Genomic DNA, 14,517 nt, shown 5'->3' on the forward strand with positions numbered 1-14,517 from the left:
TTGGCGCAGGCGCACATTGTGCTCTATTGTGTGTGGTCACGGTTCTTCAGGACCTGAATGAACTCGTCGAAGTCCTTTGCTGCGACGATGCGCTGCTGGTTTCGGCGGCTGTTGGTGACGTCAATGAGAAGGTCGTACAGGCTCTCTATGTTCGTCTTGTCACCTAGCTTCGCAGCGAGGAGGAAGACGATGCGCACCTCAGGGGAATTCTCGTCCCAGTAAATAGGGCTGAGCAGGATGGCAACCGCGACCATGGTCCTGCGACTGACGGGTCTCATCGAGTGGGGGATGGCGAAGGAGGCGCTCATTCCCGTGCTCGAGAGCTCCTCTCTCTTCATTACGAGTGGCAGGAAGCTTTCATCGACGTCGCCGGTCGACTCCAAACGTTCCGCGAGTCTGCCGAGGACCTCATCCTTGGTGAGTGGTTCGCTGAGCTGCAGGAAGAGCCTTGAGTCGAAGAAGCCCGTAATATCGGACTCTCGCGATTCATCAAGTGTGCCAAGCGCGCGGTCGACCTTTTGCACATCGGAGGGGCCAATCGTGAAGTCTACGAGCACGCTGGGTACAGGGAACCCCTCCAATGGCACAGTGGAAATGACGAGGTCAATCTCGCTCAGGGCATCTTTGGGGAGGTCGTTGAGCTCGTGGTAGGAGAGCACGCCCATTACTTGCACCTTGTTTCCGAACGATGATTCGACTCTGCTTTCTAACATCTGTGAGATGGACCTTCTCGAGCTGCACACCACAAGAACCCGATATTTCCCCTTAGGCTCCTCGCTTTTGCGCTCGATGGACGCTCCAAGATGGAGAGCAACATATCCGACCTCGTCTTCTGTGAGCTTGTAAGGATCGGTGTCGAAGACTTTGCTCGTGCTTGTGAGGGCAATCTCGAATGCGAGGGGGAAATTCGTCTTGATTGTGTTGAGCATGGGGTTTCTCTTGATGATCTTGTAGTCCCTCGCCCCAAAGGTGAGGGAGAGATGTTGGAGGAGGTTCTTTCTCAGCATCATGTCGTCACGTAGATCGAACCCGTAGTCCTCCCAGATGATCTGGAGCATCTTAGTGATGTCTGCTTGGAAGAGCCTGCCATCTGCGTCCGAGGCGGCGAGTTCGGTGTTGGCGAGCAGGTGGAGATGCAGATAGTCCCTCTCTGCGTCGTTGATGCGAATCTTAAACTCGGACTCCAGCCTGTTGCAGAGATCGTTTACGAGGAGTGCCGTTCGTCCCGATGAATTGAGTATGCCAGTCGACTCGACGGTGTGGCCATTCTTGATTCTGTTAACCATCAGAGCCACATGGATGAGGAAGTTCTTGAACCCGTAATCGGTGGTTATCACGTTCGCCTGGGACAGGTACTCAGAGACGACCCTCTCAATGCGGTCCAGGTCGAGGTTGGGGAAGAGGCACTTCTCGTCATTAGTGAAGCCCTTGACGTAGGTTTTCGAGTTCCTGACGATTACCTTGTCGACATAGCAGCGGCGCTTGTCGCATTCCATACCGATTACCTTGGTGCCAAGACCCGGCTTGTTTACCAGCACGAGGTCGTACGGCGAGAGCAGCCCTCGTAGCTGGCGCACGTAACCCTGCAACGTGTTTTCCTCGACGAACACCATGTCGGCGAGGCTCTCGTAGGAAATGTATGTCGAGCTCTCGAGGAGCGCTCTGAGTAGGAACCGAATCCGATCGTCAACATCGGAAAGGTCGGGTTGCCCTCTGGTGGAGTGTAGGCTTTGGGAGAGAAAGCACTCGTACGAGACTTGGTCGTCAATCACGAGGTGATAGCCGCGTTCCCGCTTCATGATGATGCTCCCGCCCTGTCCCTCGAGAGCTTGGTTGATCTTGGCAATGTCCGAACGTACCGTGCGCTCAGTGACGCCAGAGGTCTTTGCGAGCAGGTCGGCGGGGGTGTAGTCAGAGTTTTGGATCGTTTCGAAGGTCCTGTCTAATCGCTTGTTACCGAACATCGTGGCCCCCCTCCACGGTAAACGTCCTAATTGCTCATGGTGCATCGCCACACTTCTACTCAGACCAAGTATAGGGGCCATTCTCCTACTCTGAATATCCCGATCTTCCACTTGCAACTGGAAAACGATAGCACTTATGCGTTTTTGACTTCCGGCATAAGTGGAAGTCCGGAAGCTTGAAAGAGGGTGCATCTCAACCCATCATCTGGATGTAAGGAGAAGGACTTCCGCCTTGGAGAGGGGATCTGGTGAGCAAGAGCAACGAAATCTTTACACCTGACCACGTGTTTCTTGACCTTGACGCCAAGAGCAAGCGCAACGTCTTCGAATGCGTTTCGAAGATGGCCGAGAAGGTGGGCGTCACCAACTCCGCTTCCAGCCTTTGCGATGCAATTGCCGAACGTGAAGAGGAGGGCATGACGGGGCTGATGGACGGATTTGCGATACCGCATGCCAAGACTAGCGTGGTGAGTCGCCCCTCCATGTTCTACGTGAGGACCAAGCATCCATTGGAGTGGGAGACCCTCGATGGCGAGGGCGTCTCGAGCCTCTTCGCGTTGGTCTCACCGGATGGCGACGAGGGAGGCTCGCATCTGAAGATGCTTTCCGCATTGGCGACGTGCCTTCTAGAAGACGATTTCAAAGAGACGGTCAAGAGACTCGGAACAGCGGATGAGCTTGTCTCATACGTCAACGATTGCATTGCAAAGGAGAGTGACGAGAGATGAAGGTCGTAGGAGTGTCTGCCTGCCCGGCTGGTCTCGCGCATACGCCAATGGCCGCGAAGGCGCTCATGAAGGCCGGCGAGAAGCTCGGTTGGGACGTGAAGATCGAGCAGCAGGGTGCCATGGGGTCCATCAACAAGGTGTCTCGCGAGGAGGCGAGCCAAGCCGACTTCGTCGTGATTGCATCCGACCAGAAGATCAGGGAGATGGACCGCTTTGAAGGCAAGCCGACAATGCGCGTGGACATCAACACCTGCATCAAGGCTCCGGAGGCTGTGTTGAAGAAGTGTGCCAGCGCCGCGAGAGCATATCAGGGCAAGTAATCCCTTCGGCAGTTATTGGGCGGGCCCCGGTCCGCGGGACGAAAGGTGAGGAAATATGAAGCAGTTCTTTAAAGAGGCGAAAGGCCACCTGATGACGGGCATTGGCTACATGCTGCCAATGATCATCGGCTCGTCGCTGGTCGTCGCAATCCCAACGCTTATTGGGCTTGCAATGGGAGTTACCTCTCTTACGGATGATTTGACAGGTTTCCCCGGATTCCTATATCGGCTTCAGCAGGTTGGCTGGACAGGCATCGGTCTTGTCAATACCGTTCTCGCCGCATTCGTTGGCTACTCGATTGCGGATAAGCCCGGCCTTGCCGCGGGTCTGGTCGGCGGAGCCATGGCTACTTCCACGAAGGCCGGCTTCATTGGAGCCGTTATCTACGCCTTCATCGGCGGCTACACGGTGCGCTGGGCAATCAAGCGCATTCACGTGCAGGAGAAGTACATGGCAGTCATGCCAAATGTTGTCCTTCCATTTCTGGCCACTGGGCTGGTTGCCATCGTTGCTGTAATCCTTGCCACTCCACTTTCAGCAATCAACAATGCGATTGTCGCCTGGCTTGAGACCATGTGCAAAAGTGGTACCAGCAAGGTTATCATGGCCGCTGTGCTCGGTGCGATGATAGGTTTCGATATGGGCGGCCCCGTCAACAAGGCTGCCTGGATGGCAGGCAACGTACTTCTTGCCGAGGGTATCTACACCCCGAGTGTGTTCATCAACTGCGCAATCACCATCCCGCCCTTGGGTTATGCAATCGCTGCCGTCATCCGCAAGGCTCGCTTCTCTGATTCCCTGCGTGACTCTGCCTCTGGCAACTGGGTTATGAGCTTCATTGGCATCACCGAGGGTGCCATCCCATTCACTCTGGTCAAGCCGTCACGCCTGATTCCGATCAACGTTATTGGCTCCGCGCTTGGCGCCACTGTCTGTGCCCTCCTTGGCTCTGATGCCACGATTCCTCCCTTAGGTGGTTGGTATGGTGTAATTACGATGCAGAATCCTTGGGGTTACCTCATCGGCATCGCGGTTGGTGGCCTGTTCATTGCCCTTGTTGCTACGGCGTTGGTTGACTTCAACGTTGACCCTGACGCCGAGGAGGAGAGCGTCGACGAGGATGATATCGAGATCTCGTTCGAGTAGTACGGCCGAGGTTCTCGGAAGCCGATTGTAAGTCGGCACGGCTTTGCGGTCTGCATGGTCGGGGCCGTGCCGCCTTTGTTGGATCTGGCAACGAAGCGTGAGATGGGGTGAGTATGAGAAGGACTATCCACGTTGTGCCTCACTCGCACTGGGATCGCGAGTGGTACTTCACGACTTCGAGATCGAAGGTCTATCTCATGAAGGACCTCGCCGACGTCCTCGACACCTTGGAGAAGAATCCCGATTTCAAGACATGGATGCTCGACGGTCAGGCCTCTCTCCTGGATGATTACCTCGCCTGGAGACCGCAGGACGAGAGTCGCATTAGAACCCTGGTGTGCGACGGTCGCCTGGTGGTTGGGCCTTGGTACACGCAGACCGATGAGATATTGGCAAGCGGTGAAAGCATCGTCCGGAATCTCTTCTACGGGATGAGGAGGTGTGAGAAGCTTGGGCCATACATGCGCGTGGGCTACATGCCAGACTCGTTTGGCCAATCGGGCAACATGCCCCAGATTTATCGCCAGGCGGGCTTCAAGGATACCCTCTTCTGGCGTGGTGTGTCGAATGATATGGTCGAGAAGCTAAACTTCATGTGGCGTGGGGATGATGGCACCGTTGTGTTCGCGACGCAGATGCCGAATGGCTACTACATCGGCGGCAATGTGCCCGAGGATCCTGACCAGAACGATGTGTGGTGGCGCGAGCAGTGTCTGGACAGGCTTGCTCCACGATATGCTACCGAGCACGTCTATTTTCCCTGCGGCTTCGATCAGGCTCCTATCCGCCGGAACCTTCCCGAGCTTGTTGCGGAGCGTGCGAAGCGCGATCCCGACAACACGTACAAGATGAGCAGCATCCCCGAGTATCTTGCAGACCTTCGCGAGGCGGTGGACCGGGAGGGCGTGAAGCTTGAGGAGGTGCACGGTGAACTGCTGAATGCCAAGCACATGCGCATCCACCGTTCAATCTGGTCCTCGCGCTCGGACCTCAAGAGGCTGAACACGAAAGCCCAGTTCTATGTCGCGAACGTACTGGAGCCGACGCTCTCGCTCTCGGCCAGCCTCGGAAACGAATATCCAAAGAGGGCCGTTGAGCATGTCTGGAAGCTCCTGCTCGAGAATGCAGCCCATGACTCGATGGGGTCATGCGTAGCGGACTTCGTCAATGCGGACGTCGGGCTTCGCTACAGGCAGGCGATGGACATTGCCACGAGCCTCGTCGAACTTCACAGCCGCCTGATTGCCACGAGCGTGGACTCGGGTGGTGCCCCAATGACCGTCACGGTCTTCAACTCCGATGCGCGTCCGCGCGGCGGCGTAGTCGTTGAGCACATGTATCTTCCAGGTGAGGACTTCAAGATTCTGGACGAGAAGGGCAATCCAGTCGTATACACGATCCTGAGTAGCAGGGACCTGACGGATTACGTGCTTTCCCAGATGATAAGGTTCGATCCCAGTAGGAAGCCATACGTTCCAAACAAGGTTCTCGATGCAGAGGTGGCAATCGAGGCGCATGGGGTTCCCGCGATGGGTTACGCGCAGTATCGCCTGGTGCTGAACGAGTGCTCCGCTCGTCCGCTAAGGAAGCTTGACAGGGACGACGTACTGGAGAACGAGTACTACCGGATCTCTATCAACGCTGATGGCACGCTCAGGGTCGAAGACCGTGCGAACGGCTACGTCTACGACCACCAGGCCGTCCTAGTTGAGAGCGGTGATGACGGCGACTCCTTTAACTATTCCCCTCCGATGCAGGATCTGGTGGTCCGCTCGGACGAGGGTAGACCGGAAGTGTCGATCGAGGGCTCCGATATCTACCAAAGGGCCACAATCGACTTCTCCATGAGCGTTCCCAAGGACCTGGGCGAGAGGGCGAGGGGCATCCGCTCTGCCAACCTCTCCGTTCGACTCACCGTTACACTTAGGCGTGGCTCCCGTATCATTGACCTCGAGGTTCATGTCGAGAACCATGTTCTCTCGCATCGCCTGTGCATCCTCTTCGACGCCCAGATGGCGACGAAGTTCAACTTTGCCGATGAGCAGTTCGGGGCCATCAGACGTGAGAACGTGCACGCTCGCGAGATGGCGCTCTACAACGCCTCCCTCGGCAAGGAGAATGAGGACGCGACCGAAGGCGAATCCGCGCTTCCTGCCAACTGGCGTCAGAACGCAGAGACCTGGCAGGAGATGCCGGTTGCGATTGAGCCCACACAGAGCTACGTGGCGCTTGGCAATGGGACGAGAGGCATCGCAGCGCTGCCAAGGGGGGTTCGCGAATACCAGATCGTCGGGGACGAGGAGAACAAGATATGTCTCACCCTGTTCAGGACCTATGGGTTCATGGGAAAGGAGGACCTTCTCTATCGTCCTGGGCGCGCCTCGGGCGAGAGGACGATGGAGACGCCTGACGCACAGCTGCAGGGGCCAATAAACTTCGACCTTGGTTTGCTTCTATTCGACGGTAGTGTCGACGACGAGCGCGTGGCCGAGGAGGCTCGCTCCTACGACGGCGAGCTCCGTGCCTATGAGTATGCCGAGTTCCTCAACGGAAGGCTGATCTTCTCGGAGCCCGAGGTCGACGGGTGGCGCTCTCGGACGGGCTCGCTCTTTGAGCTCGAGGGAGATTCAATCGTCTCCGCGGTGAAGGTTTCAGAAGACTGTGAATCTGATGGGTTCATCATTCGCCTGTTCAACGGCTTCTTTGATAAGGACTCAACAGCGACCCTGAAGTTCTCGCGTCCGGTGAGAGAAGCCTATCTGTGCGACCTCAGGGAGCATCGCAGCGGAGACGTCGCGTTCGAGGACAATTTGGTCAGCTTGCCGAGTCTTGGGCGCTGCAAGTTCCTGACGCTATTCGTGCGGTTGGTCTCCGCAGATTAAAAAAGTGCTGGTGGGGTAGATATTGTGGCACGACGCCTATGGTGTCGCGCTTCGCTCTCAAACGAGAGGCCGCTTTCGAAATCATCGGTGGCGTAAGCCACTTTGGTCTTTTATTGAAACGTTGCTTTGGTCGTAACTGGAAATCTCGCCACGCTCGTGCTCCAGTCGCTTGCGGATGTGGTGCTTCTCTCCCTAGGGAAACGATGATTAATTCCCAATAATGTGCCAAAGTGGACCAGCCATGTGGCCTTTTGCGGCCGGCATGGGCATTAATCATCGTTTCCCTAGGCCGTCCGCTGGCTCGTGGCGTGGAAGTTGTACGATATATGCTCGCGTACGCATGCCGCGCCCCTTCGCATTCAGAATCTCCCCGGCGAACATCCAATGCGGTTCCCATCCGCCGTAGACGCCGTCGCCGATCTGCCATTCCGGCGCTACCGGCTATCGAATATCTCGAAAGCTTTGTAATCCTCTGCCTCGAAGCCACGCATGCCGTCCATCCTGCCAGGCCTGCTCTCACATGGACGCTATCGCCTCTGCGACGGGTGTATTGCCATTCGATATCTTGATGATTTTCCCGTAGGTGTTCCTGGCTTCGAGGACGCCGGCGAGCGCTGCCGCCACGTTCGGGGTTGCATTCGGGACGGACTTTTCCGCTGACGGGCTCGTCCACGAGGTCCCCGGGCTGGACGATCGTGTAGTACAGGCCCGAGTTGCGCATGAGCCACTGGTCGGCGAAGAACTTCGCGATGCTATAGTTCGCGATGCCTGCGAGCACCGGGTTGTCCTACTTCTCCGGCTCGTCGACAAACACCGAGCTGAACAGGGCAAAGCGCCTGATGTAGGCTTTTTGGCAGCTTCCATCAGCTTGACCGCTCCTTGACAGCTGCTTGAGATAGGAGGGTATGAATAGGTTTGGCTCCATCTGCGAGACTGCATGCTCTACAGCCGGACATTTGAGGTCGTAAATGGGCAGCTGATAGTGCAGCAGATCAGGCCCACGAAGGTGGCTGATCCTCCTATTGCCCCAGGTGATTGCTACAGACGACAGAGATGAGCCGAGGTGGTCGAGATCAAGTTCCTATGAACGCCCTGCCGGCTCTACCATTCTCGATGGCTCGCTTCTTTTGCTGCAAGCCCCTGTGCAGGGTCAAGAGCCGGAATGTTTTTGTGTTGTCTCCCAGCTCTTCGAGACAGATGCCCGCACCAGCTCTGCGCATGCCAGTCACAGGACGTGAGGCAGCGGGAGAGATGTGAGAAGGGAAGGCAGGGGAAGCGACCCTATGTAGGCGTATGCCATCTGAAGGTCCATGAGCGACTGGGCATGCTCCGTGCCGAAGTGGGGGGGGTGTCCCTATAGTCCTGTCAAGCCATAGCAGGTGATTTTTCTACATTGTCCACTGGCGGCTCCACATATGGCACCCGGTCGCGCATCACTGCATAGATGACGCGCAACCTCTTGCGGGCCACTGCCTTGAGCGCCTTGTTGTACCTCATGCCCCGCGCCACGCAGGCATCGTAGTACCTCCCGAAGCGCCTCTTCGTCCCCACGAGGGAGTTGCAGCTGAATATGAGGAGGTTCTTGAGCGCCTTGTTGCCTCCGCGGGCATCCTTCTGCGACCTGATGGACGATCCTGAGTCGTGGTCCGCAGGCACGAGGCCGCAGTATGCAGCGAGCTTGCTGTCTCTTAGGAAGAGCGAGGTGGCGAGCGCCGAGGCGCTCTTGGGGCCTATCCCCAAGATGGTGAGCAGGCAGCGGTAGGTCTTATCGTCCTGGAGCAGGCGGCCCAGCTTGGAGAAGAGCTTTGCCCTCTCGGAGCTGGCCGCAAGGATCTCCCTGGCAAGGCTACTTGCCAGCATGTCCTTTGCATCGGGATGGAAGGACGAGGGGAAGAGCGCGGACAGCTTCCAGAAGGCATCCCTTGCCTGTACAGGCACGCCCTGTCTCGCGCACAGCGTGCAGTAGTACCTCCTGCCTGCAGCGGCAAGCCCTGTTGCCCCTCCGTCGGCCATGGCCACGAGCTGCCATGCGCTCGAGAGGTCCGCTGCGGCTCGGACTTAAGAAGCACCGCATGGAGCCTGTTGCAGGCCGGAGCGCCTCGTGGCATATGAGAGCTGCAAGGACAGCAGCGAGACGCAGGTGCTGAGGTCGTCGGTCTCGGCGATCGGCCTGATGGCCGTCCTGCTGCCGATCCCTGCCTGCGCGATGAGATCGGTATCTGTTCGGTCGTTCTTGACCGTTCCGGGAAACATCTCCCGGGCGTACTTCATCGCCTTCCCCGGGAAGGTATCTAACATCAATCCTTTTCGCGCACCACCTGTACACGATAAGCAAGCCGATGTTGTTCTTCTGGTCCACAATTGACCAGGGCGCCCGATCCTGCCTCGTCGAGCAGCGCCTCGATGTTCTCCTGGCACCTGTCCTGCCTGCGGCTGATCGCGATGGTGCCACCCAGTTTCAGGTTCACTGCCCGGAGGAATGGCCTCCCGACATCTATCCCGAGATAGAAGCGCTGCGGCCCGAACTAGTCTTTCTGCTTGCACTCCATGGTGGTCATCTCCTCTTTTGCCGGCAGGCCAGCGTGTCTGAGGGACGACATCCACACTACCCTGCTTATCGTGTGGCACATCCCTATCAGCCGTTCTCAGACAGACCACCATCCCTTGGCAGCAACATCCCCTCGGGCCTTCGTAAGAGACAGGGGCACACGGCTGTCCGGGGGAGGTCGGCCAGCAGCCCCTTCAGGGGCTATATACAAGGTTAGGGAATCCGCAGGCAATGCATTGTCGAAAACCCCAAAGCTTGGAGAGGCTCCTAGGGACCGTCTCTCACTGTAATGGGCGTGAGCTGGGCCATCTGCGGACAGATGGGAGTGCATCCGAGGCCGAACGGCACGATGCCTGCTGTGAGAAGGAGCAGAGAGCCTGCGAGAGCACCATTGTGGCTCATATGCAAAACCTGGAAAAGGTAAGCGATATTGCGAAGAAATAAGGCAACAGAGGTGGTTGATTTTGCAGTAAATTGGGGAGATATAGGTGACTGATATTGCAGTAATCCCATATAATGAGTGATATCTACAATGGCTAACGTGACGGAGCAATGATCATGTTCGAGAGAAAGCTCTATAGAACGCTGCTCGACTGGAAGAACGAGTCGAATGGCAGAAGCGCGCTGTTGATAGAAGGTGCTCGACGGGTGGGCAAGACCACGCTCGTCAAGGCATTCGCAGCCAATGAATACGAATCGAGCCTCTTCATTGATTTCTCGCAGGTTGATAAAGATGTGCGGGATATCTTCAACGAGCATCGAGGGGATATCGATACGCTCCTGCGCATGCTTCAGCTCTATTTCGGTGTTGAACTGGTTCCTCGTCATTCGCTGGTCGTCTTCGATGAAGTGCAGCGTTTTCCGGTTGCTCGTGAAATGATTAAGCATCTAGTCGCTGATGGCAGATTTGATTACATGGAGACGGGTTCGCTGATTTCCATACGCAAGAATGTCCAGGACATTGTCATTCCTTCGGAGGAGGAGCGTGCGGAGCTGTGGCCGCTTGATTTCGAGGAGTACCTGTGGGCATTAGGGCGCAGGAATCTTGCAGACGAGATTCGCCGCTGCCGAGATGCCTTCGAGCCGCTGCCAGACAGCCTGCATCGTCAATGTACACGACTCTTTAATGAATACATGCTGGTAGGGGGTATGCCGCAATCAGTCAGCGATTTCATTGAGAACGCAACCTTCATGCAAAGCGACAAGACCAAGAGACAGATATTGGCACTCTACGCTGAAGACATCGAGAAATTCGGTGCAAAGGATGCGCGCAGGGCTTACTCCATCTTCATGGGTATTCCGGGTCAGCTCTCTCAGGGGAGCAAACGCTTCAAGTTCTCTTCCTTAGGCAAGGGAAGCCGCTATCGTCAATATGAATCAGCGCTTCGGTGGCTTGAAGACGCACACTATGTGAACATTTGCCGACTATGCAACGATCCAAACGTCGGATTCAAGCTTACCGCAGATGAAGGCGAGGACAGCTCGCTCAAATGCTATATGGGAGATACCGGACTTCTTGTGTCGAGCGTTTTCGACGAGGGAGCAGAAACCGAGCAGATCTATCGTGCTCTGCAGTTTGGCAGGCTCTCCATCAATCGGGGCATGTTCGTAGAGAACGTTATAGCCCAACAGCTACGCGCAGGAGGACGGCCTCTTTACTATTATTCATGGAACGAACCTCCGCGCGAGGAGAGAAAGCGCCCGCGACCGCGAGAGATAGATTTTCTGATAACAAAGGGCTTTTCAGATGCTGCCGGCAAGCCGCGCATTGCACCCATTGAGGCTAAATCCACCAAGACGTATTCGATCATCTCCCTTGATGACTTCCAGAAGCATTTTGCCAGTCGCATTGGCAACGAATTCGTCTTGCACCCGGGCCAGTTTAAAAGACTTGGCAACCGAGTTTATCTCCCGCTCTATATGTCTTTCTGCATCTGATGCCGAGCCATACATGGGCGGCACATCATCCGAGGATCAAGAATCAGAGCTTTTCGAGTCGTTCTGGTGGTCGGGGCGTGGTTTGGGAGACGCACAACTAAGCTCTGCCAGGAGCTTGCTGAAGTTTACTCCTGCTATTTTCAGATGACACGTGCCTGTGGGCTCAATCCGCTCGAGATCATGCGTGTCAAACCCTGCGTGAACGAACAGAAGCATCCGGTCGCGCTCAGCCGTAGCTGCTCGAAGAAGTACACAGAGCTCGGGACTGGGCAATAGATGTAGTGCGAGGCAGGCTCGTTCAATCTGGCGAGCCGTATTTTCTGCAGCTCGCCATGCCCAGCTGAAAAAGCGCTAGGCGATAGTGCAGTAAAATCGGTCTATAGAGGTGGCTGATTCTGCTATTGTCCCAGGTGATTGCTGCAGACGGCAGAGACGAGCCGAGGTGGCCGAGACCAAGCTCCCATGAACGGCCCCGCCGGCTCTGCCATTCTCAATGGCTCGCTTCTTTTGCTGCAAGCTCCTATGCAGGGTCAAGAGTCGGAATGTTTTTGTGTTGTCTCCCAGCTCTTCGAGGCAGATGCTCGTGCCAGCTCTGCGCATGCAGTTGCAGGACGTGAGGCAGCGGGAGAGATGTGAGAAGGGAAGGTAGGGGAAGCGACCCTATGTAGGCGCATGCCATCTGAAGGCCATGAGCGACTGGGCATGCTCCGTGCCGAAGTGGGAGGGCGTGAGCTGGACCATCTGCGGACAGATGGGGACACATCCGAGGCCGAACGGCACGATGCCTGCTGTGAGAAGAGACAGAGAGCCTCGAGGCGCGAGGATGAGGCAAAGGACGCCTGCGCTGATGATGCCCTCGTCAAGATGCAGAAGCTGCTGCCCTGTCATACGCAAGGTGAGGTATACGGGGACAAACGACAGCGCGAGGAAGTTCGTCCAGGAAATGGAGACGTCAGGCACGGTCGACACTATCCGCAAGGAGCCTGGCAACCTGAGGTACGAGTACTGGATTTCCTTCGACGACCCCGAGACGGTCCTTCTGATCGATTTCTGGGTCGAACAGGCGGCGATCGATGCGCACTATGTCTCTCCGATGGTGAAAAGGCCATTGCGGGTCTGCACGACAAGTACGATCTGCACATGACGTTCGAGCACTATGTCTCGGAAGAGGCGGGCATGCCTGCTGTGGACCAGAAGCTCATCAGGAGGTAGAGGGGAGTATCGGCGAGCTGCCGAGGGGGGCCGGTTCCGATGACGATGGGATACTCATGGACTGTGCGGCTGGCGGGCTGACGTACATCGGCGATGCCATGTACGAGGGGGACGATGAGAGGCCAGGCATTGGGAGAAGCCGACCTGCTGCACAGTGCCGGACGACCCACTCGGCTCGAACGGCGTAGGGGAGAGGGAGGTCCTCGTTGCCAGTCATGGCAATGCCTGCGTGAACGACCTTGTTGCCATCGCCTTCCCCAGAAGGTTCAACTCCGTTGCCCAGTCGACCGGGAGCGCCGCCAGGGGCTTCAGGATCACGGTCTACTTCAAGACCGTGATCTTCTTCAGGCTCGGGAAACTAGACTTCACCGCCCGGATGCAGCTGTCATACGCTATCCACCGAAAGCAGCAAGGAGCCCTTTTTGGATCTTTTGGACATGCCGCATCAGCTTCTTTTTGCAGCGTGGAAACGGACCGGCCTCTACGGCCCCCACGTCACAGGTTCTACCACCCATCCGAACATGTACAGCTGTCTTCCGGAGCTGTTCGCTTGAAGTCTGAAATCTAGGGAAACAATGATTAATTCCCAATGATGTGCCAGAAAGGACCAGCCACGTGGCCTTTCTAGGCCGGAATGCGGGAAAGGCAGGGAAGGATGCTCATCCAGCACGTGCAGGAGCCGCTATCCTTACATCTGTCCTGCCCCATGCACCGCAAGAAGGCTCCAAGACGGATCAAGCGACTCTGAGAGCCGGGAGGTGCAGCCTGCCGGCAAAAGATGCACATGGGTAAGGTTTGCAAGGGCGAAGCAGACATTGAGTATACAGGAGTTCTTCTCTATCCTTCTGTAGCGCTTCCTTAAGGGGCAGAAGCGGCGCTTCACGATAAGGAAGGGTGCTTCTGCCTTTGAGCGAACGGATGCCTTCCTGGACTCGATGCCTTTCTCGGACAAGAGTGCACAGTTAAGGCCCTTTATGGTCGAAGGTTTTCTTAGCAACGCTTTAGCGCATAGATGAGAGGTGTGGGTCTGCTGTGACCTTAAGGGCGCTTCGCTATACCTATATAGCCTAAAGTCTGCATAGCAGAACCTGTCATCTTCCCTTACGAGTGCATGTGCCACAGGATATGTCGGACACATTCTAGGCGGTCGTCTCTACAGCATGCACAAGGCCGCCTGCGGCATCCACGCCGATATGCGCCTTGTATCCGATACGCCAGGCTCCCCCTTTCTTGGACTGGTGCGCTTTAAGGGTTACGTGTGTGGTCTTTGTTCTTCGTTAAGCTTTAGGGCCCAGATGAAGGTGGCGTCCACAATAGAGCCGCCCCGCGCCGTGATCCCTGCCTTTTCAAGCTTCTAAGTTCAGGTCGTGAAGCATAGCTTTACCGAGTCCCTGCCGCTTTAAGGCTATGGCGCATCTTCGCGCTCGTCGTAGCATCTGGCACCTGTGCTTGCATGAGGTCTGCGTGCACAGAAGCGCTGCCAGGAGTGACAATCCAGGATAGCATCCTTAGGTTTCCTCGTCTTAAGAGAGCAAACATTACCTAAAGCAGGATACATCCTAAAGCTTCGTCTTTACAGCGCGCACATGCCTGACAAGAGCCTGTCTGTGGTAGCTGGTATCTACCAGTGCAATCCAGCTATCCCACACAACGATCGCATCCATCCGCTCCAGGAATGCCTCTCGCCGGGTCTTCTTCCTAAGACCTTAGGATTTAAGGTCCTAAAAGCTCATCTGGCTGCCCATATCTTCCTTTTGGATATGCTGGAATACGTTGCT

The 14,517-nt window shown here is 56.3% G+C and carries 13 protein-coding genes and 1 pseudogene; 7 read left to right on the top strand and 7 right to left on the bottom strand.

Annotation, left to right across the window (positions count from 1 at the left end; translation table 11 throughout):
* Positions 1-23 precede the first annotated feature (23 nt).
* The gene (locus J4859_RS01395; RefSeq protein WP_212332120.1) at positions 24-1,964 is read right to left on the bottom strand and encodes a transcription antiterminator; all 1,941 of its coding nucleotides are present in this window, start codon (positions 1,962-1,964) and stop codon (positions 24-26) included.
* Positions 1,965-2,212: 248 nt separating this feature from the next.
* On the opposite strand from J4859_RS01395, the gene J4859_RS01400 reads away from it, so the two are divergent.
* From J4859_RS01400 to J4859_RS01415, 4 genes are all read left to right on the top strand, one after another.
* A complete protein-coding gene (locus J4859_RS01400) occupies positions 2,213-2,692 on the top strand; it encodes a PTS sugar transporter subunit IIA (RefSeq protein ID WP_212332121.1) in 480 nt (159 codons plus the stop codon).
* Entirely contained in the window at positions 2,689-3,012 is a 324-nt protein-coding gene (locus J4859_RS01405; protein WP_212332124.1) for a PTS fructose transporter subunit IIB, read from the top strand. Before J4859_RS01400 ends, J4859_RS01405 begins: the two co-directional genes overlap by 4 nt.
* A 55-nt stretch (positions 3,013-3,067) precedes the next feature.
* Positions 3,068-4,159: a PTS fructose transporter subunit IIC gene (locus tag J4859_RS01410; protein ID WP_212332127.1), complete on the top strand. Its 1,092-nt coding sequence runs from the start codon at positions 3,068-3,070 to the stop codon at positions 4,157-4,159.
* Between the two features lie 134 nt (positions 4,160-4,293).
* Positions 4,294-7,041 (top strand): glycoside hydrolase family 38 C-terminal domain-containing protein, encoded by a 2,748-nt coding sequence (locus tag J4859_RS01415; protein WP_212332129.1) that lies wholly within the window; start codon positions 4,294-4,296, stop codon positions 7,039-7,041.
* Positions 7,042-7,828: 787 nt separating this feature from the next.
* Here the strand turns inward: J4859_RS01415 and J4859_RS01420 are convergent.
* The 4 genes from J4859_RS01420 to J4859_RS01435 all read right to left on the bottom strand — a co-directional run bounded on the left by J4859_RS01420 (position 7,829) and on the right by J4859_RS01435 (position 9,509).
* Positions 7,829-7,966: a hypothetical protein gene (locus J4859_RS01420; RefSeq protein ID WP_212332130.1), complete on the bottom strand. Its 138-nt coding sequence runs from the start codon at positions 7,964-7,966 to the stop codon at positions 7,829-7,831.
* A 440-nt stretch (positions 7,967-8,406) separates the two neighbouring features.
* Positions 8,407-9,054 (bottom strand): transposase, encoded by a 648-nt coding sequence (locus J4859_RS01425; RefSeq protein ID WP_212332132.1) that lies wholly within the window; start codon positions 9,052-9,054, stop codon positions 8,407-8,409.
* Positions 9,055-9,099: 45 nt separating this feature from the next.
* Positions 9,100-9,339: a hypothetical protein gene (locus tag J4859_RS01430; RefSeq protein ID WP_212332133.1), complete on the bottom strand. Its 240-nt coding sequence runs from the start codon at positions 9,337-9,339 to the stop codon at positions 9,100-9,102.
* Positions 9,339-9,509 carry a hypothetical protein gene (locus J4859_RS01435; RefSeq protein ID WP_212332134.1) on the bottom strand — a complete coding sequence of 57 codons (171 nt, stop codon included), beginning with the start codon at positions 9,507-9,509 and terminating at the stop codon, positions 9,339-9,341. The genes J4859_RS01430 and J4859_RS01435 overlap by 1 nt, the downstream gene beginning before the upstream one ends.
* Positions 9,510-10,147: 638 nt before the next feature.
* Here J4859_RS01435 and J4859_RS01440 point away from each other — a divergent pair.
* The 3 genes from J4859_RS01440 (at position 10,148) to J4859_RS01445 (ending at position 12,671) form a co-directional block, all read left to right on the top strand.
* Positions 10,148-11,527, top strand: coding sequence for an ATP-binding protein (locus J4859_RS01440; protein ID WP_249113713.1), 1,380 nt, complete (start codon positions 10,148-10,150; stop codon positions 11,525-11,527).
* A 144-nt stretch (positions 11,528-11,671) separates the two neighbouring features.
* Positions 11,672-11,803, top strand: coding sequence for a hypothetical protein (locus tag J4859_RS16635; protein ID WP_256436794.1), 132 nt, complete (start codon positions 11,672-11,674; stop codon positions 11,801-11,803).
* Positions 11,804-12,422: 619 nt separating this feature from the next.
* Positions 12,423-12,671: a putative quinol monooxygenase gene (locus tag J4859_RS01445; protein ID WP_249113714.1), complete on the top strand. Its 249-nt coding sequence runs from the start codon at positions 12,423-12,425 to the stop codon at positions 12,669-12,671.
* 756 nt (positions 12,672-13,427) lie between these two features.
* Here J4859_RS01445 and J4859_RS01450 read toward each other — a convergent pair.
* Positions 13,428-13,691 carry a hypothetical protein gene (locus tag J4859_RS01450; RefSeq protein ID WP_212332142.1) on the bottom strand — a complete coding sequence of 88 codons (264 nt, stop codon included), beginning with the start codon at positions 13,689-13,691 and terminating at the stop codon, positions 13,428-13,430.
* 187 nt (positions 13,692-13,878) lie between these two features.
* Positions 13,879-13,974, bottom strand: a pseudogene (locus J4859_RS15910) (IS5/IS1182 family transposase); the annotation flags it as partial.
* Positions 13,975-14,517: the final 543 nt, after the last annotated feature.

The organism is Atopobium sp. oral taxon 416 (genome assembly GCF_018128285.1).
Taxonomy (GTDB): Bacteria; Actinomycetota; Coriobacteriia; order Coriobacteriales; family Atopobiaceae; genus Olsenella_L.